Origin of the sequence: Mesorhizobium sp. B2-4-7, assembly GCF_006442685.1 — a bacterium.
In the GTDB taxonomy this organism is placed as follows: Bacteria; Pseudomonadota; Alphaproteobacteria; order Rhizobiales; family Rhizobiaceae; genus Mesorhizobium.
In genome coordinates, this window is record NZ_VFVH01000002.1 from 351,348 (window position 1) to 375,436 (window position 24,089).

Genomic DNA, 24,089 nt, shown 5'->3' on the forward strand with positions numbered 1-24,089 from the left:
CAGGTTTTCATTTATGCGTGTCGTTATCCCAAACCGGGGATCCCTTGCGGCCGACCAGGATTAGCTGCCGGCCCGATCCCGCGCTTCGCGCATCAGCAGCGCCGCCTCGGTGCGATTGCGGACGTTGAGCTTGGACAGCACACCGGTCATGTGATGCTTGACCGTTTTTTCCTGCAGTGCCAGCCGCAGCGCCACTTCCTTGTTGCTCAGCCCTTCCGCCACCAGCTGCAGGATCTCGGCCTCGCGTCCGGTGAGCTGACGCAGACGATCCGTCCTGCCGTTGGCCGGCTGCAGCGATTGCAGGTCCGAAAGCAGGCGGGCCGACAGGGTCGGCGACACATAGGTCTCGCCGGCCGCTACACCATTCAGGATTTCGGCCAGCATGCGCGAGCCGACCCCCTTCAGCACATAGCCGCGCACACCGGCGTTCAGCGCCCGCGCCACGTCGGCATTGGCCTCCGAGACCGTCAGCATGACGATCTTCTGTCCGGGATTGGCACCCAGTATGCCGGCCACCGACGCAAGGCCGTCACCCGGCATGCTGATGTCGAGCAGCAATATGTCGGGCTGCAAAGTCGAGGCGATGCGTTCGGCATCCTGCGCAGTGGCGCCCTGGGCCACCATTTCGAAGCCGCCGATCTCCGACAGGCTGCGGGTAACGCCTTCGCGAAACAGCGGGTGGTCGTCGACAATGGCGACACGGATGGTACCGATCATGGTTGATCCTCGACGGCTAGCGTAATCATCAATCGTGTTCCCTGTGGCCCGGTCGTGGTCTCGAACTGGCCACCAATGCTTTCGATACGTTCCCTGATGCCGGCGAGCCCCAGGCCCTCGGCTCGCCTCGGGTCGAATCCGGGCCCGCCATCCGACACTTCAACGAAGAACTTGCCGCCTGTCATCCCGGCCTTCACCTCCTGATCCTTGCCCTGCCCATGACGATAAGCGTTGTTCAGCCCCTCCTGGACGAAGCGATAGATGCTGATCTTCTCCGAAGCGCCCAGTTCGGGCAACTGCCTGGATAGGGTCAGCGCCACGGAACTGCGGGTCCTGCGTTGATGCTCGTCGACGGCAAGACGCAGAATGTCGCCGGTCGCGGCCGTTTCTATCTGCGGCAGGACGAGGCCGTTGCAGATGCCGCGGATTTCACGCATCGCGTCGTCCAGCGCCATGCGGATCATGGCGATCTCGGCGTTGCGGCTGTCGCTGGAGGCACCCTCGCCGGAAATGGCGGGGCTGTCCACACGCAGCGCCGCCAGCGCGACGAGCTGAGCCGGCCCGTCGTGAAGGTCGGCGCCGATGCGACGCAAGTATCGTTCATTGAGCGCCGTGGCACGGCGCGACGCCTGCTGGACGCGCAGGCGCAGCGCCCGGTTTTGCGAAACCAGCGCCTGCAGCTCGGAGACCTGACCCTGCAGAACGCCGCGCTGCTTGTCGATGGTGCGGCTGCCACGTATGACGATCCCCGACAACAGCAGCAGCGCCGTCAGCGTGGCGCCGGCCACGATCAGCCAGCTCGACAGCAAGGCGGAAGCCAGAGCCGCCTGGAAATCGTCGGCGATCTCGTAGAATTCGGTGACGGCGACCACCTCGCCCGACCAGGGTTCGCGGACTGGATTGTAGATTTCCAGCAGCGGCACGCCCGCGGCCCTCTCCTCCTTGTCGTCCTCGTCGCCTAGCTCGTTGAACTCGGCGACGACATTACCGGCGAAGGCGGCACGCAGGTTGGCGCTCGGGCCGAACTGCCGGCCGATCAAGGCCGTGTCCTTCGAATACAGCACCGTGCCGTCCCGACGCCACAACTTGAAGGAAAACAGCCGTTTGCCGAGCGCGCCTTGGCCGAGGGTCTCGTCAAGCGCCCGTTTGACGGCGTCATCGAGCTGATGGTTCGTGCGCAGATCGGGGAGCAGCGGAGCGATCACGCTGTCGACATAAAGGGCAGTCGTGGCCGCCGAATTGTGGAGCACGCTTTCGCGGATTTGCGCGGTGACCCAGAAGCCGACCACCAGCATCACCGCAAGCAGCCCGAAGCCGCCGGCAATGATGAACTGCAGCGCCAGCGTAAGCCCGTTCCAGCGCCGCGACAAGGTTTCGAGAAATCGCACGCCACGCTCCTCGCCCCCACCCGCAGGGGCAGGGTAGTGGCCGCGACTTTGGCGCTTCGGTCCTGCCGACACAAGAGCCTGGTCCCACGGCAGTTGCTTGACGTCGCGACGCGCTTGCGAAACAAGGCACGGACGACCGGCATCAATATCGAGGGCAGCGTGAGTTTTTCGGGGTTACTTCAGCTCGGTCTTTCGACCGTGATCTTTCTGCTGGCGGCGGCGGCCGCCAAGCAATGGGGGATGGCGCCCAGCCTGGGCAAGATCGTGCTGACGCTTGCGCTCTATTCGCTGGGCAATCTGATCATGCTGCGGCTGATTCGCGAGTTCGGCATGTCGGTGTCGTTCAGCCTGTCGGCCGTCATCCAGCTGGTATCGGTCAATCTGGTGGCGCTGATATTCTTCGGCGAGCGCATCAATACGCTGCAGGCGGCCGGCATCGTGCTGGCGATCGCCGCCGTGGCGCTGATCACGCTCGGGCCCTATGTGCAAGGGCGATGACCGGCAAACCATGGTTGCGAAACGAGGTCCGATGAGAACTGCGGCAAAGGCTCTGCTGAGCCGGGTCGAATTCCCGGTGCTGCTGGCCGGCCTTGTCGTCGCCGCCGGCCTGTGGGGCTTCGTGGAGTTGATGGAGGTGGCACGGGCCACCACGCCGCACGCCTTCGACGCTGAAATCATGCTTGCCTTCCGCCAGGCCGGCCAACCCGGTATCCCGATCGGCCCGCCATGGATGGAAGGGGCGATGCGCGACATCACCAGCCTCGGCAGCACCAGCGTGCTGGTGCTGATCACGGCGGCGACGATCATCTATCTGCTGTTGATCCGCAGGCCCGGGACCGCGCTTCTCATCTTCGTCGCCGTGGCGGGCGGCCAGATGCTGTCGAGCCTGCTGAAGCTCGGCGTCGACCGGCCGCGGCCCGAGCTCGTCTCGCATCTGGTCAACGAGACCTCGCTTTCCTTCCCGAGCGGCCACGCGATGCTTTCGGCGGTGACCTATCTCACATTGGGCTCGCTTGCGGCGCGCTTCCTGCAGGGCCGGACGACGAAGATCTATGTTCTGGCGCTCGCCGTGCTGACGACGGTGCTGGTCGGCATCAGCCGCATCTATCTCGGCGTCCACTGGCCGTCGGACGTGCTGGCCGGCTGGTGCGCGGGCTTTGCCTGGGCCATGCTGTGCTGGTTGGCGGCAAGGGTCCTGCAACGGCGCAGGGTGGTGCGTGACGACGTCTGACGACGCTCGACCGGGAAGCGGTCAGATCAGCCGGTTGATCAAGTGTCCGCAGCCCGTTAGCAGAAGGACCACCGATACCAGGCATGCCGATGTCGTCAATGTCTTGAAAATGGTCAACCACGTTATCCCCTGCCCCAGATGGAACACCATAGCTCTCAATGCTCGGGAAGTATCCGAAAAATGCTCGATAGCGATGATGATCAAGGCTCAAGCGTGCATCCTGATGCTTGAAACATCATAATGATCGTATTATACATCATATCCGCAGACTCAGACGGGGATCCCGGCCGATGATCACTGCCGCGCAGATGCGCGCCGCGAGGGCGCTGGCCGGCATCGATCAGAAGACGCTCGCCGAGCGCGCCGGCGTTTCGCTTCCCACCATCCAGCGCATGGAAGCGAGCGACGGCGTGGTCAGGGGTGTGGTCGATACGCTGATGAAGGTCATCCAGGCCCTCGACGAGGCCGGGGTGGAGCTGATCGGCGAGAATCAACCCAGTGAGCGCGGCGGCCGGGGCGTGCGCCTCAAGCCTGCCGTGCCGCCCAATCCGAAAGCTGAGCCGGCATAAGTCGCGACGGCGACCGCCGACAGTCCTGCCGACGATCCCGCCGCCTTTCAGGTGCGGAAGGAAGTCCATGGACGAGATCGGGCAGACACTCAACGAAACCGCGCGCAAACCGACCCATGGGCCGGCAAAGCCGACTTTTTCCGAACTGTTCACACCGAAACTGGTGACGGTCTGGCGCGAAGGCTACAGGCTCGAACATCTCAGGGCCGATGCCATTGCCGGGCTGACCGTCGCCATCGTCGCCTTGCCGCTGTCGATGGCAATCGCCATCGCATCAGGGGTGACGCCGGAGCGCGGGCTCTACACATCGATCATCGGCGGCTTCATCATCTCGGCGTTCGGCGGCAGCCGTTTCCAGATCGGCGGCCCCGCGGGCGCCTTCATCGTGCTGGTGGCGGCGACGGTCGCGCGGGTCGGCGTGGACGGGCTGTTGCTGGCGACGATGATGGCCGGCATCTTCCTCATCGCCATCGGCTATCTGCGGCTCGGCACCTACATAAAGTTCATTCCCTATCCGGTGACGGTCGGCTTTACCGCCGGTATCGCGGTCATCATCTTCTCGGGCCAGATCGTCGAACTGTTCGGGCTGAAGCTCGCCGGCAAGGAGCCAGGCCCGCTGGTGCCGAAGCTGACGGCGATCGGCGAGGCGGCCGGCACGATCAATCTCGCGGCGACCTTCGTGGCGGTGCTGACAATCGCAACCATCGCTTTCCTGAAGCGCTGGCGGCCGAAATGGCCGGCGATGTTGATCGCCATCGGTCTGGCGTCGCTCGCGGTGGCGCTGTTTGCGCTGCCGGCCGAGACGATCGGCACGCGCTTTGGCGGGATCCCGCGCAGCCTGCAATGGCCGGCGCTTCCCCCCGTCAGCCTCGACAGGATGATCGACGTGCTGCCGGACGCCATCGCCTTCGCGTTGCTGGGCGCCATCGAATCCTTGCTGTCGGCCGTCGTCGCCGACGGGATGACCGGCCGCCGGCACCGTTCCAACTGCGAACTGGTGGCGCAAGGCTTCGCCAACATCGCCTCGGCCCTGTTCGGCGGCATCTGCACCACCGGCACCATTGCCCGTACCGCCACCAACGTGCGGGCCGGCGCGCACGGGCCGGTTTCGGGCATGGTCCACTCCATGATCCTGCTCGTCCTGATGTTGGCGGCAGCGCCGCTCGCCAGCTACATCCCGCTCTCCGCCCTCGCCGGCGTGCTGGCGGTGGTGTGCTGGAACATGTTCGAGAAGCAGGCTTTCGCCACGCTGCTGCGCGCCTCGCGCGGCGATGCGCTGGTGCTGATGGCCACCTTCCTGATCGTGGTCTTCCGCGACTTGACCGAAGGCATCGTTGTCGGATTCGCGCTGGGCTCGATCCTGTTCATCGACCGCATGGCGAAATCCATCGCCGTCGAGGCCGACCAGACGCTGGTGCCTGAGGACGTCGCCGACCGCGAGAGCGTCTATGATTCCAGGGACGCGACCGACGCCGACACCGTCGTCTACCGCATCTCCGGCGCATTCTTCTTCGGCGCCGCTTCGACCGTCGGCGCGGTGCTCGACCGCATCGCCGACCAGCGCAAGAACTTCATCCTCGACTGCTCGGCGGTGCCGTTCTTCGACTCGACCGCGGCCAATGTCATCGAGGGTGCGGCGCACAAGGCCAGGCGCGCCGGCGTGCGCTTTGTCATATCCGGCGCTTCGCCGCAGACAAGACGCACGCTGATCAACCACGGCCTCAAGCGCCCGCTGGTGACCTACGCCGCCTCGATCCGGGCAGCGCAGGCGCAGTTGGAGGGAAAAAGGGCAGCGCAGTAGCTTGCATTCTTCTTCCTTTCAACGCGCCGGGAAGCACCTCTCATGGGTTGAGCGATCGTGAACCGCTGACAAACGGACTTCCCCGGACGTAAAATCGCAGCAGGCGGTCGGCATCCTTCGAAATGCCGATCCGAACGCTCTGCCCGATTTCGCCGGGGTCGCGGCCATCGCTTGCAAGCCATAGAGGGCCTTCCCGGCAAAGATCGAGCCCGTCGAGCGAACGGTCGATCCGCAACGCCATGGCGAGCCTTCCCGGCCCTCGCGCCAGGTCACGCAGGCGCTCGATGCCGCGATTGAGCTGCATGATCGGAATGCCGTCGAGCGGCTCCAGTGCCCTGATCAGGACGCCGGTTCCGATGCCGGGCATCTCGCTCGAGACATTCAGCATGTATGAGATGCCGTAGGCGAGATAGACATAGGCATGCCCGCGCTCGAGGAACAGCGAGCGATTGCGCGGGGTCATTCCCCTGAAGCCGTGCCCGGCAGCATCGCCGGCGACATACGCCTCGGTCTCGACGATGCGGCCGCTGGCAATGCCTTCGGGCAATTCCCGGACCACGATCTTGCCGATGAGATAGCGCGCGAGAGCGGCCGTATCGTGCGGCAGTTCCGAACGAGCGAGCGGGCGGCGGACGACCATCCTCATGGCGGCTGGTTTTAGATCCGCCCGGCCCATGTGGCAAAGGCTCTCGTGAGTCCGCTCGGGATATCTGGCTTCTCAATCGAGCTTCAGCGCCGCGACTTCGCCCTCGTTCATCAGGGGGGCATAGAGGATCGACTTGCCGTCGGTGCGGATGCCGGTGCGCGAATGGAGGGCCAGCCCCTGCCCGCGAGCCATCCAAGGCGAATGACCGCATGACCGGCGATTAATGCCCTCGCGTCACCTCGCCGCCAATTCCTCCGCGGGCGGAGCGCCGGCAAGATCGTCGCGCGCCTTGCGGGCCAGCTTCTTCGTCGAGCGCCTGGGACTGTCGCCGAACAGTTCGGCCGCCTCGGCTAGGCAGGATTTCCTCAGGCTCTTTTCGGAATGCTTCAGGAGTTTGCCAAGGAGTTTCGTATCCCCGGGCGGTCCAAGCGGCTCGCCGCCGGCCTCCAGCATCGCCCGCATGACGAAGACGTCGTGCAGTTCGCCGAGTTGCTCTGCGAGCTTGTCGACCGCCTTGCGACGAGCCTTGATTGGCGTCGGCCACAGGCGGCCGAGCAGCGACAGATGCATGCTGTGGGTCTTGGCCGCCTTGCGCAGGTCGTGGAAATCCTCGGCCCCGCCGCTCGAGGCCGCCTTGTCCAGCGCTTTGCGCGCGCGCCGCAATGTGGCGCGGGCGCCCTCCGCCAGAATGTCGGCGGCCTGCTCCGGCTGGTCCGGCAAGGACAGCCTGTCGACGCGTTCGAGGCCCTCCTGGCAGGCGGCGATGGCAGCTTTTATGGCCGCGTCGAGACCGGCGCCGGCATGAAGCGCGTGCTGGCGCATCACCAGGCGATCGCGGGCGGGGCCGAGGCCGTGACCGGCGCTTTGCCCCGGAAAGGTGTCGGCCAGGCGGTCGATCGTCTCGATCAAGGCGGTCGCCTCGCGCGGTCCGGCGAGCAGTGCCGAGACCTGCTTGTAGCACTCGTTCTCCGTACGGCAGAATGTTTCGTCACCGGAACGAACGAGCTGTAACAAGGCGCGCACGCTCTTCAGTCGTTTGCGGGATTTGTGCAGTCCCTGCTCCGGCCTGTCACGCGCCGTGTCGAGATGAGCAAGCGCCTTGCCGATTTCCTCGGCCAGGATACGCCTGACCTCGCCGGTCAGCGGCAGGCGCGGATCAATGCGAAAGCTCATGCGGCGATCTCCGGAATCCCCCCGAGGGCGAGCGACGCGTTGTAGAATTTCTGTTCGCCAGTCACTTCGCGGCCGAGCCAGTCTGGCAGCATTTCATCCGGAACATCGTCCGGCGTTTCGAGTTCGGCCATCACAAGCCCCGCCAGCGCGCCGCCGAAGACATCGACTTCGTAGAGATAGCCGCCATGCCTAACATGATGACGTGTCTTCTCGATGACACGCCCGATGGCGAAGCCGAGCATCTCCACGGCGTCGGCCAGCGGAATGGGATATTCGAATTCGTCGCGCTCCCGCGCCGTGCTGCCGAATTTGAGCGTCAACCTGGCCGAGGCGCCGTTGCTGATGCGCACGCGCACCGTGCGTCCTGGCGCGGCGGCGAGATAGAACTGGAGGATGCGGATGTCCGCCTCGACCAGATCCCGCCATGCCGTGCCGGAGACCAGGAACTTGCGCTCGACTTCCTTGCCCATGGCCGCGCACTAAAGCCCGCGCGGGCCGGCATGGCAAGCCATGTCCGAACTCGGATTTGACTTTAATCAATCGATTGATTAAAGTATGCCACATGATCAAGCCGCCCGAAGCCCGAACTCCTCGCCGTGAGCCGCCCGCCGCGGAGATGACGCGTGAAGCGCTGGTCCGCGCGGCGCTCAAGCTGTTCGGACGACAAGGCTTCGACGGCACCTCCACGCGCGAGATCGCGGCGGAAGCCAAGGCCAATATCGGTTCCATCGCCTATCACTTCGGCAGCAAGGAGGGGCTGCGCCTCGCCGCCGCCGACCATATCGTGGAGACCATACAATCGGTCGCCGGCCAGGCACTCGGCGAGGCGCGGGCGCCGGCAATCGCGAACCCCGAGACGGCGCGGGCACAGCTGTTCGCGGCGCTGGAGCGGATGGTGGCATTCGTCGTGGCCCAGCCGCAAGCCGGTGAGATCGTGCAGTTCGTGCTGCGCGAGCTCTCGCATCCGACCGCGGCGCTCGACCGCATCTATGACGGCGTGTTCGAGCCGACGCATCGGCGCCTGTGCCTGCTCTGGGAACAGGCGACCGGCGAGGCGGCCGAGAGCGAGGCGACCCGGCTCACCGTGTTCACGCTGATCGGACAGGTCATCTATTTCCGCATCGGCCGCGAGGCGGTCATGCGCCGCATGGGCTGGCGCGAGATCGGCGCCGCCGAGGCCGCCAAGGTGGCGGCCGTCACATCGGACAACCTCAGCGCCATACTGGCCGCCCGGAAGGGATCGAGACGATGAGCTTTCTTTGTTCGCTGCCGCTTGCCGCTCAACTCTTCGGCGCCTGCGCACCGGCTTCTCCGCTGGCCGTCGGCTATGTCGAAGGCGATTATGTGCTGCTGGCGCCGATCGAGGTGGCGCAGGTCGAGACCGTCGCGGTCAAGCGCGGCGATCGCGTCACATCGGGCACCACGATCGTGACGCTGGAAAACGCCGACGCGAAAATCGCGGTCGCACAGGCCACGGCAAGTCTCGCCCAGGCGCGGGCGCAGCTTGCCGATCTGCAGGTGGGCAAGCGGCCGGAAGAAATCGCCGCCCTCAAGGCCCAGGTCGACATGGCCAAGGCGCAGGCTGACGATGCCAGACGCAAATACGACCGCGCTGCCGACCTCTTCAAGCGCGGCACCGGCACGCAGGCCGACTACGACACCGCCTCGGCCACGCTGGAGACGGCCAACGCGCAGGTCGGACAGGCGCAGGCCAATCTCGCCGCCGGCGGCCTGCCGGCGCGTCCCGAGACGATCAAGGCCGCCGAAAGTCAGGTCAAGCAGGCACAGGCCGCGCTCGACCAAGCGGCGTGGCGGCTATCCAAGCGCACCCTGGCGGCCCCTTCTCCGGGCCGCGTCAGCGACGTCATTCGCAATCCGGGCGACACGGCAGGGCCGACCGCGCCCGTCATCTCCGTGCTGCCCGACGGCGCGGTGAAGCTCAGCGTCTATATACCCGAAGCCGCCTTCTCCTCGGTCAAGGTCGGCACTTTGCTCCGCGTCCATTGCGACGGTTGCGGCCCGGATGTGAAGGCGCGCGTCAGCTATGTCTCGCCCGATCCGGAATTCACTCCGCCGGTGATCTATTCGCTGGAGAACCGGCAGAAGCTGGTCTACCTCGTCGAGGCGCGGCCGGAGGGCGGCGCCGGCGCCTTGCAGCCGGGCCAGATCGTCGACGTCGAGCTGGCGGTTTCAGGGAAATGAACGTCATCGACGTGCACGGCCTGGTCAAGCGCTTCGGCGACAAGACCGTCGTCGACCATGTCACGATGACGGTGGCGGAAGGCGAGATCGTCGGCTTCCTCGGCCCCAACGGCTCGGGCAAGACCACCACCATCCGCATCATGTGCGGCCTGCTGACCCCGGACGAGGGCGAAGGCACGGTGCTGGGTTTCGACATCCTCACCGACAGCCTGCGCATCAAGCGCGAGGTCGGCTACATGACGCAGAAATTCTCGTTCTACGAGGATCTGACGATCGGCGAGAACCTCGAATTCGTGGCGCGGCTCTACCGGCTGAAGCCGGTCGAGGAGCATGTCGCCAGGACCCTGGAGGAACTCGGCCTGACGACACGCCGCAACCAGCTCGCCGGGACGCTGTCGGGCGGCTGGAAGCAGCGGCTGGCGCTGGCCGCTTGCATCATGCACAAGCCCAAGCTGCTTCTGCTCGACGAGCCGACGGCCGGCGTCGACCCCAAGGCGCGGCGCGAGTTCTGGGACGAGATCCACCGGCTGGCGAGCGGCGGGCTGACCGTGCTGGTCTCCACCCACTACATGGACGAGGCCGAGCGGTGCCATCGCATCAGCTATATTTCCTACGGCAAGATGCTGGCGACGGGCACCGTCGCCGAGGTGGTCAGGAATGCCGGCCTGACCACTTTCGTCCTGCAGGGCCCGCGCCTCGACCAGGTGGCGCAAGCGCTCGAAGGCCGGCCGGGCGTCGACCAGGTGGCGCCGTTCGGCGCGACGCTGCATGTCGTGGGAGCCGACAAGAAGAAGCTGGAGGCGGCGCTGGCCGATGTCGAGAAGGAGCACAAGGGCGTGACGGTGGCGCCGGGCGAAACCAGCCTCGAGGACGTCTTCATCCAGTTCATGTCCGGCTCGAAGGACAACATGGCATGAACGCGGTCTTCTCCTTCGCCCGGCTCGGCGCGCTGCTGATCAAGGAGTTCATCCAGATGCGCCGCGACCGCATCACCTTCGCCATGATGCTGGGCGTGCCGCTGATCCAGCTGGTGCTGTTCGGCTACGCCATCAACAACGACCCGAAGAGCCTGCCGGCGGCACTCGTGGCGACGAGCAGCGATCCCTATACGCGCGCCATGGTCTCGGCGCTGCAGACCACCGGCTACTACCGTTTCGACCATGTGGCGCAAAGTGCCGAGGAGGCCGAATTCCTGATGGCGCGCGGCGACGTCGCCTTCGTCGTCACCATTCCGGCCGATTTCGCGCGGCGGGTGGAGCGCGGCGACAATCCGCAGATCCTGATCGAGGCCGACGCCACCGACCCGGCGGTTGCCAGCGGCGCCATCTCGACGCTCAGCACCGTCGCCGGCCAGGCGCTGCTCAGAGCGCAAGGCATGCAGGAGGCCGCCGCCGAGGCCGCCCGGGGCCAGCTCGATGTGGTCGTGCACCGGCGATACAATCCGGAGGGCATCTCGCAATACAACATCGTCCCCGGCCTGCTCGGCGTCATCCTGCAGATGACGATGGTGATGATGACCTCGATCGCGCTGACACGCGAGACAGAGCGCGGCACGATGGAGAACCTGCTCGCCATGCCGTCGAGCCCGCTCGAGATCATGCTGGGCAAGGTGCTGCCCTATCTGGCGGTCGGCGCGGTGCAGGTCGTGGTGGTGCTGGCGGCGTCGAAGCTTCTGTTCGCCATCCCTTTCACGGGGTCGATGACGCTGCTCTTGTCGGCGGTGCTGGTGTTCGTGCTGTCCCTGGTGCTGCTCGGCTACACGATTTCGACCGTTGCGCGCACGCAGATGCAGGCGTTGCAGCTCACCTTCTTCTTCTTCCTGCCGTCGATCATGCTTTCGGGTTTCATGTTTCCCTATCGCGGCATGCCGGGCTGGGCGCAGATCTTCGGCGAGATCTTTCCCCTGACGCATTTCCTGCGCATTACCCGTGCCGTCATGCTGAAGGGCGCGCAGCTGCCGGCGGTGGCCGTGGAGATCGGCTGGCTGGTGGTATTCGTGGCGCTGTTTGCCGGCGTCGCCCTTGTCCGCTTCCGCCGCACGCTGGACTGAAAACAGCCCCTGGGGCGGTCCAGGGTTCCACCGAGCCCTGGACCCTCCCGTTGGAACCATGCTTCTGCCCCGGCGTTGTCGATCAGCCTCGCCGCTGCCACTTGCGGGCCAAGACGGCCCCCTCAGTGCAAGCGAAGCCTTTGGCATCTCGAGTCCGGCCGCATCATCTGGCGGGGTGCGGAATGCCATCAAAACAACGGGATAGAGCGCAGACTTGCAACTGTATTGCGCTCTATCGACCAGCAATGGAGGCAATGATGAGACTGTATCTTTCCGCCACCGCGGCCGGGCTTCTGCTTGCGGCCGGCATCGGTGCCGCCGCCGCTCAGGACGTGATCATCGAGCCGCAGCAGGAGACCGTTATCCGCGAATATGTGCACAAGAAGCCGATCGCCTCGGTCGACCTGCTGGGCGTCCAGCTGGCCATCGGCTCGACCTTGCCGGACACTGTTGAGCTGCATGCGATCGATGTTCCTGATGTGCAGTACCGCTATGTCGTCGTCAACGGTCAGACCGTCCTCGTCGATCCCGGAACCCGTCGCATCGTGAAAGTCATCGACTGACGGCACCGTCATCAGCTGACGGGCACTGGGCAATTCCAGGAAAAGTGCGCAGCGGTTTCCATCCGGAATTGCGAAACAACAAGGCCGCCCGCCCTGCCATGCAGGGCGGGCGTCAGGCGGCAGCAGCCATGATCTTGGCATAGGCGTCGAAATCGACATTGCCGCCAGACAGCACCACGGCCACGCATTTGCCGGCCAAGCCGATCCTACCCGACGAGAGCGCCGCCAGCCCGACGCAGCCGCCGGGCTCCACGACCAGCTTGAGATGGGCCATGGCGTCGCGCATGGCCTGCTTCGTCGCCTCCTCCGAGACGGCAATCCCGCCGGCCAGCGTCTTGCGATTGATCTCGAAAGTGAGCGCGCCCGGCTCGGCGACGAGAAGTGAATCGCAGATCGAGGTGTGGCCGGGCTCATTCGCTACCCTGGTGCCCTTGGCCAGCGACCGGCTGGTGTCGTCGAAAAATTCCGGCTCTGCCGCCCAGACGGCGGTGGCGGGCGAACCGTCCTTGACCGCGATCGAAATCCCGCTGCTCAGCCCGCCGCCGCCACAGGGAACGATGACGGCGTCGAGGCTCACGCCAAGCGCCTTGGCCTGACGCAGCAGTTCGAGGCCGATCGTGCCCTGGCCGGCGATGATGGCGGGATCGTCATAGGGCGGCACCAGGACCATGCCCTTCTCCACGTAAGGCCGCACCACGGCCACGCGGTCTTCGCGGACGCGATCGAAGGCGACCACTTCGGCGCCCATCTTGCGGACATTGCCGATCTTCATGGCCGGTGCGTCCGACGGCATGGCGATGACCGCCCTGACGCCGAACATGGCGGCGGAAGCGGCAACGCCTTGCGCATGATTGCCCGAGGAAAAGGCGACCACGCCGCGGCCGCGCTCCTCGGCCGATAGCGAGGACAGCTTGTTGTAGGCGCCGCGGAACTTGAACGAGCCGGTACGCTGCAGCGTTTCCGGCTTGAACAGGATGCGGCCGCCGAAGCGGCTGTTGAGCTCGGGCGATTCGATCAGCGGCGTCTCGACGATAAGGCCGGAGAGCCGGGCGGCGGCGGCGTGGATATCGGCGATGCCGGGAGGCGTGGTCATGGCGGGTCCTGTAAGATGTGGTCCGGCCATGGTGCACGCAAAGGGCCGCGCGAGGCCAACAAAAAAATGTAACCGTCACAAGGTTTGGGATCACGACGGCCGGCAGTGCTGGCAGTCACCTGCCTGCCGGTCCGTCCAGTTCAACCCTCACCCCAACAACGTCCGCTGCCGCTTGTTGCCGCCGGCCTTGCGCCAGGCATTGAAGCGATGGGTGGCGGCGGCAAAGGAAATCTTCATCTGCTGGGAGACCGAATAGCGCGACTTGCCTTCGTCGAACATGCGGTAGCAGCACTCGACGCCTTCCTCGGTCAGCTTGCCGTCGAGGGTCTTGTTGTGCGGGTTGGCGGGATCGAACTTCTCGATCTGCTGCTCGACCAGACCTTTCAGGCGCTGCAGATCTGCCTCGATGCTGGCTATGAGGTCGAGGACGGGTTTCGGGTCGAAGTGATGGGCGTGCGGCTTTGCAGTCATCGGCGGCTTCCTCGGTTGTTGGCTTGGAGTTCCGTCATATAAGTGAACATTTGCCGATAATGAAGGGCCGGCGCCGAATGGCTGCTCAACAAATCTTGACTGCCGCCCAGGCGCACGATTGACCGATGCGGCAGCAAACCTTAGTTTAGAACAATTCTAAACTAGGGTGATTTCCTCATGCTTTCCCGTGTTTTCGGCTTCGGCCGCCGCTCCTTCGATTCGCTCTCCGAACAGGAGATCCTGGCGCTTGCCATCTCGTCGGAAGAAGACGACGGTCGCATCTACCGCGCCTATGCGGATGGGCTGGCGGAGGATTTTCCGCAATCGGCCAAGATGTTCGAGGACATGGCCGAGGAGGAGGACGGTCATCGCGACGCGCTGATCGAGCTTTTCCGCAGGCGTTTCGGCGAGCGCATTCCGCTGATCCGGCGCGAGCATGTGAAGGGCTATTACGAGCGCAAGCCCGACTGGCTGGTCAAGCCGCTCGGCATCGAGCAGGTACGCCGCCAGGCCGAGGCGATGGAGCGGCAGGCCTATCTGTTCTATGTCGAGGCGGCCAGGCGCACCACCGATGCCTCGACCAGAAAGCTGCTCGACGAACTGGCGGCGGCGGAACAGAGCCATGAGAGCATGGCGCAGCGGCTGGAGCAGCAGCACGTGCCGGGCACCGTGAAGGTCGAGGAGGCGACGGCCGAGCAGCGCCAGTTCATCCTCACCTATGTGCAGCCGGGACTGGCCGGACTGATGGACGGCTCGGTATCGACGCTGGCGCCGATCTTCGCCGCCGCCTTTGCCACGCATGACACGTGGCAGACGCTTCTCGTCGGTCTCGCCGCCTCGATCGGCGCCGGCATCTCGATGGGCTTCACCGAGGTCGCCTCCGACGACGGCAAGCTGTCGGGTCGGGGTTCGCCGGTCAAGCGCGGCCTGACCGTGGGCATCATGACGACGCTCGGCGGCCTCGGCCATGCGCTGCCCTACCTGATCCCGCATTTCTGGACGGCGACAGCGGTTGCCGCCGTGGTGGTGTTCTTCGAACTCTGGGCCATCGCCTTCGTCCAGAACCGCTACATGCAGACACCCTTCCTGCGCGCGGCCTTCCAGGTGGTGCTCGGCGGCGCGCTGGTGTTCGCGGCGGGCGTGCTGATCGGGAACGCATAGGGGGAAGGACCTGCCGATTACCCGTGCACCGCCCGGCTATCCACCGGCGCCTGTTGCCTTTCACTCAAGCCATAATCGCGCACGACGTGCGCGATGCGCAGGCGGTAGCCGGCAAAGATGCCGCCGCGCCCGGCCTGCTGGGCCTGCCGGTGTTCTTGCGTGTTGCGCCAGGCCTTCACCGCTTCCTCGTCGCGCCAGAACGATAGTGACAGGATGCGGTCCGGATTGGCGAGGCTCTGGAAGCGCTCGACCGAGATGAAGCCATCGATGCCTTCAAGCAGCGGCCGCAACTGCGCGGCGATGTCCAGATAGCCATCGCGCCTGCCCGCGGCCGGCTCGACCTCGAAGATGACGGCGATCACGGCAGCACCAGCTTCGCGTGCGGGCCGGACGCCAGTTTCAGGAACATGCGGTCCTCCTTGAGGATGAATTTTTCACGGCGGGCGAATTCGTAGTTTGCCTTGCCGGCCGGGTCGGCGGCAAGCCGGGCCCTATAGGCTTCATAGGCAGCCAGGCTTTCTATGTTGTAGGCCGCATAGGCGGTCGTGGCCGAGCCTTCATGCGGCGCGTAGTAGCCGATCAGGTCGGCGCCGCAGCGCGGAATGGCCTGGCCCCAGTTGCGGGCATATTCCTCGAACGCGGCCTTGCCGAACGGATCGATCTCGTAGCGGATGAAGCAGGTGATGGTCATTTCGGTCTCCCTGAGTTGACGCACAGATAATTCGATCTCTGTCGAAACGTCGCCTACGCCGTTGTGCTAAGCAGTTTCCTGTCAGGAGCATCGTCAGCGCTCCTTGAGCTCAGCGAAGGATAGTGATTATCTGGCGAGAATGCTTCGATAGGGATGAAACTATGCGCGAAGGACCCGACATTGCCCGCATCGCCAGCCTGATCGGCGACCCGGCCCGCGCCAACATGCTCAACGCACTGATGGGCGGCACGGCGCTGACGGCAAGCGAACTGGCGCTCGAGGCCGGCGTATCGATGCCGACCGCCTCCTCGCATCTGTCGAAACTGATGGAAGGCGGGCTGCTGACCGTGGCAAGCCAGGGCCGGCATCGCTATTACGGGCTCGCCGGGCCGCAGGTGGCTGAAATGATCGAAGCCATCGCCGGCGTCGCCGAAACCATCGGCCCCAGGCGCGTGCGGCCGGGCCCGCGCGACGGGGCCATGCGCGTGGCGCGCGTCTGCTACGATCATCTTGCCGGCGAGCAGGCGGTGGCGATGCTCGACCGCCTCATCGACCGGAGACTGCTGCTGCGAGACCACGGCGAAATCCGCTTGGCGCCTTCGGCCGCCTCGCATTTCGCGACGATGGGCATCGATGTGGAGGCAAAGGCCCGGCGGCCGGTGTGCCGCGCCTGCCTCGACTGGAGCGTACGGCGCTCGCATCTCGCCGGCACGCTGGGCGCCGCCATCCTCGACAAGATCCTCACCGAGAAATGGGCGCGCCGGGAGAAGGACAGCCGCGCCGTGATTTTTTCGCCGCCCGGCAAACAGGCGTTCGAGAAGGTGTTTTTGGCTTGAGCTATCGGCGCTGTTGCCAGCATCGATTCGTCGGCGGGACAGGCGCGAAGGATCGCCGCGCTGCAAATGCGGGCAGGATTACCCCCGCTTCAACACCTTCCCCTTCTTGAAGAAATCCTTCCACGGATCGGCTTCCGCGAGTTGCTTCAGCGTCGTCTTGTCGCCGATGGGGAATGCGTTCGGCGGCAGGCCGGCTTCGATCTCGGCCCAGGTCACCGGCATCGACACCGTGGCACCCTTCTTGGCCCGCGACGAGTAGGGCGCGACCGTGGTCGCGCCGCTGCCATTGCGCAGATAGTCGACGAATATCTTGCCGGTGCGCGCCTTCTTGGACAGCGTCGCGGTGTAGCGGTCGGGCGCGCCCTGTTCCAGCGCGCGCGCGAAATCATGGGCGAAGCCTTTCACCTCCTCCCAGTTGGCCGACGGCTTCAGCGGCACGACGACATGAAAGCCCTTGCCACCCGACGTCTTGACGAAATTGGGCAGCGACAGCTCGTCAAGCTTGCCTCTTATGTCGAGTGCCGCCGCCCGCACCGCCTTCACGTCGACGCCTTCATCGGGGTCGAGATCGAAGACGATCTGGTCGGGACGTTCGAGCTCGTCGATGGTGCAACCCCAGATGTGGATCTCGACCACGCCGAGCTGGACAAGTGCCGCGATGCCGTCGAAGTCACGGATGAACAGGATTTCCTCGCCATCCGTGGGATCCCTCGTCTTCTCGATCTTGTCATGCATGCCGGGCGAGGCATGCTTCTGGAAGAAGCGCTGGCCGCCGACACCATCAGGGGCCCTGACCAGGCTGAGCGGGCGGTTGACCACGAATTGTTTCATGCGCGGCCACACCAGCGCGTAATGATCGAGCAGCCCCTGCTTGGATATTTTTTCGTCGGGCCACAGCAGCTTTTCTGGGTGGGACAGCTTCACCGTGGTGGTTGCCGCCCTTGCCGGCGTTGCGCCGCTTGACGCCGGCTTGGCCCGGGCCGTGCTTTTGCCTGTCGGTGCCTTCGGCTTTTCCTGCACGACTTCCTCCGCCGGCTTGTCCTCGCGCAGCCCCTGGAACGAGGCGTGGCGTACTATACGGTCGGAGGTCCAACTGCGGAACTCCACTTCGCCGACAAGCTCCGGCTTCACCCAGACCAGGCCCTTGCCCCTCGGCACGGCCTTGTCGAAGGGCGACGACTTCGTTTGCAGCGCATCGAGCTTCTTCTTCAGGGCATTGGCGCCGCCGGTCGAGAAGCCGGTGCCGACGCGGCCGGCATAGTGCAGCTTGCCGGCCTCGAAATAGCCAAGCAGCAGCGAACGCAGCCCGCGCCCGGTCTTGTCTGACGGCAGGTAGCCGGCGATGACGAACTCCTGTCGCAGCGTGCATTTCGACTTCACCCAGGACGGCCCGCGCCCGCTTCGGTAGACCGCGTCGGCGCGCTTGGAGACGACGCCTTCCAGTCCCATGCGGCAGGCATGCTCGAGCATCACCTTGCCGGGCTCGGCGAAATGGTCGCTGAAGCGGACCGCCGAATCCTCCGGCTGGCCGGCCAGCAATTCCTGCAAGGCCTGCTTGCGCTCGACCAGCGGCTCGCGGCGCAGGTCCCGCCCATTCAGCCGCATCAGGTCGAAGACGTAGTAGATGAAGCGATCCGTGCGCTTCGCCGACAGGTCGGCCTGCAAAAGCGCGAAGGAAGAGACGCCGCTGTCGGCCAGCACCACGATCTCGCCGTCGATGATGGCGTCGCTGCATTTCAATCCGGCGAGCTCGGCGACGATCGCGTCGCCGAATTTCTTCGTCCAGTCGAGGCCGGTGCGGGTGAGCAGCCGCACGTCCGTGCCGGCGATCTGCGCCTGCATGCGATAGCCGTCGAACTTGACCTCATGCAGCCAGTCCTCGCCCGGCGGCGCTTCCCGCTCGAGCGTGGCCAGTTGCGGCTCGATGAAGTCGAGGCGCTTTGCGTGTCCGGCCTTCGCCTTTTCGGCGGCCGGTTTGTTGGAGTGCCAGACTTTCGCCTTCTCCCCTTTCGCGGCCTTGCCCGCCCCGACCTCCTCGATCGTCAGGCCCGACTTCACCGATTTCGGCGCTTCCTCCAGAATATCCTCGCCTGGCCGGGCCGCGCCATCGTCCGACTTGATCAGCAGCCAGTTGTCGCGCTTCTCGCCGGGGCGCGGTCTCAGCCGCACCAGGTGCCAGCGGCCGTGCAGCTTGTGGCCGTTGAGCTCGAAGTTGATATGGCCCTTCTTCATCGCCTTGGCCGGATCGCCCTCGGGCACCCATGTGCCCTCGTCCCAGACGATGACCGAGCCGGCGCCATATTCGCCCTTGGGAATGGTGCCCTCGAACGGCGCATAGTCGATCGGATGGTCCTCGACATGCACGGCGAGCCGTTTCTCGTGCGGATCGAGGCTGGGCCCGCGCGTCACCGCCCAGCTCCACAGCACACCGGCATGTTCGAGGCGCAGGTCGTAATGCAGCCTGGTCGCGGCGTGCTTGTGGATGACGAAGATGCCGCCGGCCTCGCTCTTCTTGCCGCGGGCGACCTTGCCGGGGGGTTCGGCGGTTTTCCTGAAATCGCGCTTGGCGTGATATTGTTCGAGGCTGGCCATCCCTTGATGTCCTCACGCCGATTTGCGCTTGGGCGCGGCTTCTCTCGGCTTGCCGCGTTTGACCGCCGGTTTGGCTTTCGCGGAGGCCTTGCCGCGGCGTTCGCCCGATCCGCCGTCCGACGAAAGGCTCTTCTTCAGAGCGTCGAAAAGATTGACGACGTTGGACGGCTTGGGCGCCGCCTTGGCCTTCGGCGCCTTGCGGCCCGCCTTCTTGGCGCGGATCAGTTCGAGCAGCGCATCCTCATACTTGTCCTCGAATTTCGAGGGATCGAACTTCGCCTTCTTCTTGTCGATGATGAGCTCGGCCAGATCGGTCATCTCCTGATCCGTCTTTACCGATTCGATGTCGCCGAAGACGGTGTCCGGCTGGCGCACCGTGTTGTCGTATCGCAACGTCGTCAGCACCATGCCCTTGCCGAGCGGTTCGATGACCACGGGACGTTCGCGCCGATAGAGCACGATGCGCGCCAGGCCCGCCATCTTCTTGCCGGCCATCGCGTCGCGGATGACGGCGAAAGCGTCCTGCGAGACCTTGTCGGCCGGCGCGACGTAATAGGGCGTATCGAGATAGATCTGCTCGATGGAGGATTTGTCGACGAAGCCGTCGAGGCTCATCGTGTGCGAGGACTCGATCTGGATGGCCTCGATCTCGTCCTCTTCGATGTGGATGAACTTGCCATCGTCGTCCTCGTAGCCCTTTATCTCGTCGCCATCCTCAAGCGGCTTGCCGGTTTCGGCGTCGACATAGACCCGCTTCACCGTGTTGCCGGTCTCGCGGTTGAGGATGCGAAAAGAGACCTTCTCGGCATGAGTGACGACATTGGTCAGTTCGATGGCGCAGGTGACCAGCGAAAGCTTCAGATAGCCTCTCCAGGCGGGACGCGGCGCCATGATGATTTCCTGTAGAGAAAGACCTGGCTGGAACGGACGACGACCCCAACGGTTCCAATCCGGTCGAGCCAAGGCCGGCGCGATTGCCACCGGCCCCGGCTCTTTCAGCCCCTATTCGGCGGCCTGCAGGTTGATCTTGCTTTCCGCTATTTCGGTCAGCTTGCGATCCGTCGCCTGCTCTTCCTTGAGGTTCTTGGCCAGCACGTTGGCGCAGTCGCTGCGGCCAAGCTGCTTGGCCCAGGCGATCAAGGTGCCATAGCGGGTCATCTCATAGTGCTCGACCGCTTGCGCCGAGGCGATCAGCGCCGCATCCAGCACCTCCTTGTCGTCGACGTCGCCGCTGACGTCGTCGGCTTCCTCGAGGATGCCGTCTATGGCCGGGCAGTTGACCTCCTTGGCCTTGACGCCGTGCAGTTCGAACACCTGCTCGACGCGCTCGACATGGCCCCTGGTCTGCTCGAGATGTTTCTCGAAGCCGGCCTTCAGCTGCGGATCCGTCGCCTTGTCGATCATCTTCGGCAATGCCTTCTCGATCTGCTTTTCGGCATAATAGATGTCGCGCAGCGTGTGCACGAAGAGGTCGTCCAGGGTTTTGATGTCCTTCGAAAAGAAGCCCATGATTGCGGCCCTTCCTTTGCTCTTGCGGTTGCGGGTTAGCGTGGGGCCGCAGGTCGGCGGCCCCATGGGCCGGCCATGCCGGCTCGAAGAATCAACGTCTCGTCCCAGGCCGGGTTCCGGACTTGCGGCGGCGAGCAAGGAAAATTCTCCCGCCAGGGCGAAAGCTGAAACGCAACCGCACCCAGGCGACATCCAAACGAAACATATGTGATGCAAAAGTCACACACGCCGAAATGGCGACAAAAGGCGTGGAAAGACCCCGAATCAGCCGCATTCCGGCCATGAAGCGACGGGTTTTCGACCAGAAATTAACATCGCGTTCACCGACTATTCACGCCTCGACGCTATGATTTCCGCAATTCGGAAGGGACACCCGAAAGTCGGGACAGGGACAGGTAAAATGAACTTCCTCACGCACCTCATCGGCTATGCCGCAGCCATCCGCGAATTCGTCGCGCCGACCTATCGGCCCGAGCGCTACTACATGCGCGGGCCGGGCCCGGCCTGCGCTCGTCGCGGCACCTCGCTGGGCGCGCACTGACCATGACTTTCGAGAGCCGACACAACAGCCGCATCTGCAGGCCTGACGTCGAGTCGCGCGCCACCACCTATCGCGCCGAGCGCCCGACCTTCGCCGATCGGCGGCGTGCGACATCGCCGCGGCTTTGAGACCGCCTTCGCCGGCTTAATGTCTCAGGACACGAGCCGCCGAGGCCCGCGTAAGCGACCTTCTCCAGCCCAGTCGGCCCCAGTCCAGTCGGGCCCAGTCCAAGCCGTCCTTCTGAATACCCTTCGATGCAAGCCATCCGCTGACCGTCTTCGACGGCGCTGGCTCCAGCCGGGATGATCGTGCGCTACCGCGGCAGGCTCGTGCCGTCCGGAGCACACGGCTCCAGCACGATCGTGCCGCCGGCCACCTTGCCGAGTTCTCGGCAACCCTGATCTGTGCACAGTGTCCAACCATCACCGGTCGCGCCGGAGGCGGCGAGCATAAGGCTTCGCTGCGGCCCGACCTTCGGAGCATAGGCCCACCAGCCGTCTCGCAGCACCGCGCCCTCCGGTGGTTCCATGCCGGCGCCCGAGCCCTTTATGCGCGCCTCGGTGACTTGCAGGCCGGAAGGCATCACCTTCCAGTGTTCCTCCCAGCGCGTGCGCTCCACCGAGTGCGTCCAGGAGAGGGTGAAGGCGGCGGCCGCCAGCGTCACCGTCTTGCCGGCGGCAAGGATACACAGGCTCATGCTTGGGCCGTCGCCCGCCGCGCACGCCAGAAATGCCAGCCGATCCAGGCAAACGACAATGCCCAGCCTGTCTCGTCGGTGAGCGGGATCGCCGCGACCAGCAGCACGCCGGCACAGAAGGCGATGAGCCGTTCCCACCACGCCATGCGCCTGGCAAGGAAGCCGACGGCGGCGGCGCCCCACAGCACGATGCCCATGCACGCCTTGACGACGATGTAGGCGACCTCGACGGGGTAGCCGAACTGGGCGGCGACCGGGCCTGGATCCTGCAGCATGAGCGCCGGCGTGTAGACGGCCATGAACGGCACGACGAAACCGGCAATGGCAAGCTTGGTCGCCTGGATGCCGATCTTGAGGCCGCTTTCCCTGGCCATCGGGGCGGCCGCGAAGGCGGCCAGCGCCACCGGCGGCGTGAGATCGGCCATGATGCCGAAGTAGAAGACGAACATGTGGCTGACCACCAGCGGCACGCCGAGCGACAGCAGCGCGGGGCCGGCCAGCGAGGAGGTGATGATGTAGTTGGGAATGGTCGGGATGCCCATGCCAAGCACCAGGCAGGTGAGCATGGTCAGCACCAGCGACAGGAACAGATTGTCCTGGCCGATGGAGATGATCCAGCCGATGAAAGTGGAGGCGATGCCGGTGAGCGTCAGCGTGCCTATGACGATGCCGACGATGGCGCAGGCGATGCCGACCGGCAGCGCGTTCTTGGCCCCTTCGGCGAGTGAATCCACGCAGATCCGCAGCGTTTCGCGCCCGCCCTTGAAGGCGAAGCAGGCGACGACGAGCGCGGCGATGACGAGGCCGAGTATGTTGACGCCGAAGCGCATGAACGAGGCGGCGGCGAGCCCGAGCGCCAGCCAGAAGACGACGCGGAAGGCGAGCGGTCCGATCAGGGCCGCCAGTGGCGTGCCGAGGATGAGCACGATGGTCAGCGCCAGCCCCATCGTGCCGGCGAAGATCGGTGTGTAGCCGGCAAACAGGAGATAGATGAGGGCCGCCAGCGGCAGCACCAGCGGCCAGTGCTGGCGCACGGCATCCCAGGGATTGGGCAGTTCGGCCTTGGCCATGCCGTGCAGGCCGGCCTTGCCGGCTTCCAGATGCACCTGCCAGAAACAGGCGCCGAAATAGAGCAGCGCCGGGATGATCGCCGCCTTGACCACTTCGGCATAGGGGATGTTCAGCGTCTCGGCCATGATGAAGGCGACCGCGCCCATCACCGGCGGCATGATCTGGCCGCCCATCGAGGAGGTCGCCTCGACGGCGCCGGCGAAGGCCGACCGGAAGCCGAAGCGCTTCATCAGCGGGATGGTGAACTGGCCGCTGGCCACGACATTGGCGACGCCGGAGCCGGAGATGGTGCCCATCAGTGCCGAGGACAAAACGCAGACCTGCGCCGGGCCGCCGCGCCATGAGCCGACCAGGCCGAGCGCGAAATCGTTGAACAGCGCGATCATGCCGGCGCGTTCGAGGAAGGCGGCGAAGACCACGAAAATGAAAATATAGGCGGCCGAGACATAGACCGGCGTGCCGTATATGCCTTCGGTGCCATAGGCGAAAGTGTCGACGAGCTGGGCGAAATCGTAGCCGCGATGGATGAAGGGCGGCGGCAGATGGTTGCCGACGAAACAATAGGCGAGAAAGATGAAAGCGATGATCGCCAGCGGCAGTCCCATCAGCCGCCGGGCCGCCTCGAAGACCAGCACCACCAGCACCGCGCCGACGACAAGATCCGGCGTGGTGAGGAAACCGGAGCGGCGGATGAGGTCGGTGTAGAACACCCAATTGTAGAGGCCGGTGCCGAAGCCGAGCACGCCGAGCGCCCAGAACACGGCCTTGGCCGCCGGGCTTCGTGTGCGCAGGTTGGCGATCAGGCCAAAGCCGAGCAGCAGCAGGAAGCCGACATGCATGGCCCGCACCACCTGGCTCGGGATGCTGCCATAGGCGGCGACGTAGATCTGGAACACGGAAAAGGCGACGGCGATGAGGAAGGCAGCCTTGCCGGCGATGCCGTCGCCAAAGCCCGGCGGCAAGCCTTCGACCTGCTCTTCGGCGACGGGGAGATGGAAGGTGGAGGATTTGCCGTCGGCTGCTTCGCTCATCCGACGCACTCCAAAATGAGCGAATGACAGTGCGAAGACATCTCAGATAGTCCTCG

26 protein-coding genes are annotated in these 24,089 nt (G+C 65.0%); 12 read left to right on the forward strand and 14 right to left on the reverse strand.

All coding sequences use genetic code 11. The features are described 5' to 3' along the window. Positions 1-60: 60 nt before the first annotated feature. Both FJ946_RS08350 and FJ946_RS08355 read right to left on the reverse strand, forming a co-directional pair. A complete protein-coding gene (locus FJ946_RS08350) occupies positions 61-717 on the reverse strand; it encodes a response regulator transcription factor (RefSeq protein WP_140524397.1) in 657 nt (218 codons plus the stop codon). Then, a complete protein-coding gene (locus tag FJ946_RS08355; RefSeq protein ID WP_140491753.1) occupies positions 714-2,105 on the reverse strand; it encodes a sensor histidine kinase in 1,392 nt (463 codons plus the stop codon). The genes FJ946_RS08350 and FJ946_RS08355 overlap by 4 nt, the downstream gene beginning before the upstream one ends. Positions 2,106-2,264: 159 nt before the next feature. On the opposite strand from FJ946_RS08355, the gene FJ946_RS08360 reads away from it, so the two are divergent. From FJ946_RS08360 to FJ946_RS08375, 4 genes are all read left to right on the forward strand, one after another. Next, positions 2,265-2,603: a hypothetical protein gene (locus FJ946_RS08360; RefSeq protein ID WP_140493450.1), complete on the forward strand. Its 339-nt coding sequence runs from the start codon at positions 2,265-2,267 to the stop codon at positions 2,601-2,603. Between the two features lie 31 nt (positions 2,604-2,634). After that, positions 2,635-3,336, forward strand: coding sequence for a phosphatase PAP2 family protein (locus tag FJ946_RS08365; RefSeq protein WP_140563805.1), 702 nt, complete (start codon positions 2,635-2,637; stop codon positions 3,334-3,336). 290 nt (positions 3,337-3,626) lie between these two features. Beyond that, on the forward strand, positions 3,627-3,905 hold the full coding sequence (locus FJ946_RS08370; protein WP_140491757.1) for a helix-turn-helix transcriptional regulator: 279 nt from the start codon (positions 3,627-3,629) through the stop codon (positions 3,903-3,905). A 67-nt stretch (positions 3,906-3,972) separates the two neighbouring features. Further along, the gene (locus FJ946_RS08375) at positions 3,973-5,706 is read left to right on the forward strand and encodes a SulP family inorganic anion transporter (protein ID WP_140563807.1); all 1,734 of its coding nucleotides are present in this window, start codon (positions 3,973-3,975) and stop codon (positions 5,704-5,706) included. A 40-nt stretch (positions 5,707-5,746) separates the two neighbouring features. Here FJ946_RS08375 and FJ946_RS08380 read toward each other — a convergent pair whose 3' ends face one another. From FJ946_RS08380 to FJ946_RS08390, 3 genes are all read right to left on the reverse strand, one after another. Next, complete coding sequence (locus FJ946_RS08380) at positions 5,747-6,346, reverse strand: DNA-3-methyladenine glycosylase (RefSeq protein WP_140493453.1); 600 nt, start codon at positions 6,344-6,346, stop codon at positions 5,747-5,749. A gap of 240 nt (positions 6,347-6,586) precedes the next feature. Then, complete coding sequence (locus FJ946_RS08385) at positions 6,587-7,525, reverse strand: CHAD domain-containing protein (protein WP_140563809.1); 939 nt, start codon at positions 7,523-7,525, stop codon at positions 6,587-6,589. Next, positions 7,522-7,995, reverse strand: coding sequence for a CYTH domain-containing protein (locus tag FJ946_RS08390; protein ID WP_140491763.1), 474 nt, complete (start codon positions 7,993-7,995; stop codon positions 7,522-7,524). The genes FJ946_RS08385 and FJ946_RS08390 overlap by 4 nt, the downstream gene beginning before the upstream one ends. A gap of 92 nt (positions 7,996-8,087) precedes the next feature. On the opposite strand from FJ946_RS08390, the gene FJ946_RS08395 reads away from it, so the two are divergent. The 5 genes from FJ946_RS08395 to FJ946_RS08415 all read left to right on the forward strand — a co-directional run bounded on the left by FJ946_RS08395 (position 8,088) and on the right by FJ946_RS08415 (position 12,340). Then, complete coding sequence (locus FJ946_RS08395; protein ID WP_140563811.1) at positions 8,088-8,777, forward strand: CerR family C-terminal domain-containing protein; 690 nt, start codon at positions 8,088-8,090, stop codon at positions 8,775-8,777. Further along, positions 8,774-9,727, forward strand: a complete 954-nt coding sequence (locus FJ946_RS08400) for an HlyD family efflux transporter periplasmic adaptor subunit (protein WP_140524405.1) — start codon at positions 8,774-8,776, stop codon at positions 9,725-9,727. The genes FJ946_RS08395 and FJ946_RS08400 overlap by 4 nt, the downstream gene beginning before the upstream one ends. Next, on the forward strand, positions 9,724-10,644 hold the full coding sequence (locus FJ946_RS08405; RefSeq protein ID WP_140563813.1) for an ABC transporter ATP-binding protein: 921 nt from the start codon (positions 9,724-9,726) through the stop codon (positions 10,642-10,644). The genes FJ946_RS08400 and FJ946_RS08405 overlap by 4 nt, the downstream gene beginning before the upstream one ends. Continuing rightward, the gene (locus FJ946_RS08410) at positions 10,641-11,777 is read left to right on the forward strand and encodes an ABC transporter permease (RefSeq protein WP_140559144.1); all 1,137 of its coding nucleotides are present in this window, start codon (positions 10,641-10,643) and stop codon (positions 11,775-11,777) included. Before FJ946_RS08405 ends, FJ946_RS08410 begins: the two co-directional genes overlap by 4 nt. Positions 11,778-12,034: 257 nt before the next feature. Beyond that, entirely contained in the window at positions 12,035-12,340 is a 306-nt protein-coding gene (locus tag FJ946_RS08415; RefSeq protein WP_140491773.1) for a DUF1236 domain-containing protein, read from the forward strand. Between the two features lie 112 nt (positions 12,341-12,452). Here FJ946_RS08415 and FJ946_RS08420 read toward each other — a convergent pair whose 3' ends face one another. After that, positions 12,453-13,433 (reverse strand): threonine/serine dehydratase, encoded by a 981-nt coding sequence (locus FJ946_RS08420; RefSeq protein ID WP_140563815.1) that lies wholly within the window; start codon positions 13,431-13,433, stop codon positions 12,453-12,455. A gap of 147 nt (positions 13,434-13,580) precedes the next feature. Next, positions 13,581-13,904: a hypothetical protein gene (locus FJ946_RS08425; RefSeq protein ID WP_140491777.1), complete on the reverse strand. Its 324-nt coding sequence runs from the start codon at positions 13,902-13,904 to the stop codon at positions 13,581-13,583. 177 nt (positions 13,905-14,081) lie between these two features. Between FJ946_RS08425 and mbfA the strand changes: the two genes are divergently transcribed. After that, positions 14,082-15,065, forward strand: coding sequence for an iron exporter MbfA (mbfA, locus tag FJ946_RS08430; RefSeq protein WP_140491779.1), 984 nt, complete (start codon positions 14,082-14,084; stop codon positions 15,063-15,065). A 17-nt stretch (positions 15,066-15,082) separates the two neighbouring features. Here the strand turns inward: mbfA and FJ946_RS08435 are convergent, their stop codons facing one another. Together FJ946_RS08435 and FJ946_RS08440 are read right to left on the reverse strand one after the other, a co-directional pair. Beyond that, on the reverse strand, positions 15,083-15,427 hold the full coding sequence (locus FJ946_RS08435; RefSeq protein ID WP_140563817.1) for an antibiotic biosynthesis monooxygenase: 345 nt from the start codon (positions 15,425-15,427) through the stop codon (positions 15,083-15,085). Continuing rightward, a complete protein-coding gene (locus FJ946_RS08440) occupies positions 15,424-15,756 on the reverse strand; it encodes an NIPSNAP family protein (protein ID WP_140491782.1) in 333 nt (110 codons plus the stop codon). The genes FJ946_RS08435 and FJ946_RS08440 overlap by 4 nt, the downstream gene beginning before the upstream one ends. Positions 15,757-15,917: 161 nt before the next feature. On the opposite strand from FJ946_RS08440, the gene FJ946_RS08445 reads away from it, so the two are divergent. Further along, positions 15,918-16,592: a winged helix-turn-helix domain-containing protein gene (locus FJ946_RS08445; protein ID WP_140563819.1), complete on the forward strand. Its 675-nt coding sequence runs from the start codon at positions 15,918-15,920 to the stop codon at positions 16,590-16,592. A 78-nt stretch (positions 16,593-16,670) separates the two neighbouring features. On the opposite strand, the gene ligD is transcribed toward FJ946_RS08445, so the two are convergent. The 3 genes from ligD to FJ946_RS08460 all read right to left on the reverse strand — a co-directional run bounded on the left by ligD (position 16,671) and on the right by FJ946_RS08460 (position 20,693). After that, positions 16,671-19,184: a DNA ligase D gene (ligD, locus tag FJ946_RS08450; RefSeq protein ID WP_140563821.1), complete on the reverse strand. Its 2,514-nt coding sequence runs from the start codon at positions 19,182-19,184 to the stop codon at positions 16,671-16,673. Positions 19,185-19,196: 12 nt separating this feature from the next. Further along, positions 19,197-20,075: a Ku protein gene (locus FJ946_RS08455; RefSeq protein WP_140563823.1), complete on the reverse strand. Its 879-nt coding sequence runs from the start codon at positions 20,073-20,075 to the stop codon at positions 19,197-19,199. Positions 20,076-20,186: 111 nt separating this feature from the next. Continuing rightward, positions 20,187-20,693, reverse strand: a complete 507-nt coding sequence (locus FJ946_RS08460) for a ferritin-like domain-containing protein (protein ID WP_140491790.1) — start codon at positions 20,691-20,693, stop codon at positions 20,187-20,189. Positions 20,694-21,093: 400 nt separating this feature from the next. Between FJ946_RS08460 and FJ946_RS08465 the strand changes: the two genes are divergently transcribed. Next, on the forward strand, positions 21,094-21,234 hold the full coding sequence (locus FJ946_RS08465) for a hypothetical protein (RefSeq protein ID WP_013892047.1): 141 nt from the start codon (positions 21,094-21,096) through the stop codon (positions 21,232-21,234). Positions 21,235-21,547: 313 nt separating this feature from the next. On the opposite strand, the gene FJ946_RS08470 is transcribed toward FJ946_RS08465, so the two are convergent. Together FJ946_RS08470 and FJ946_RS08475 are read right to left on the reverse strand one after the other, a co-directional pair. Then, a complete protein-coding gene (locus tag FJ946_RS08470) occupies positions 21,548-21,931 on the reverse strand; it encodes a DUF1850 domain-containing protein (protein WP_140563825.1) in 384 nt (127 codons plus the stop codon). Beyond that, positions 21,928-24,033, reverse strand: a complete 2,106-nt coding sequence (locus FJ946_RS08475) for a TRAP transporter permease (protein ID WP_140563827.1) — start codon at positions 24,031-24,033, stop codon at positions 21,928-21,930. The genes FJ946_RS08470 and FJ946_RS08475 overlap by 4 nt, the downstream gene beginning before the upstream one ends. Positions 24,034-24,089 lie beyond the last annotated feature (56 nt).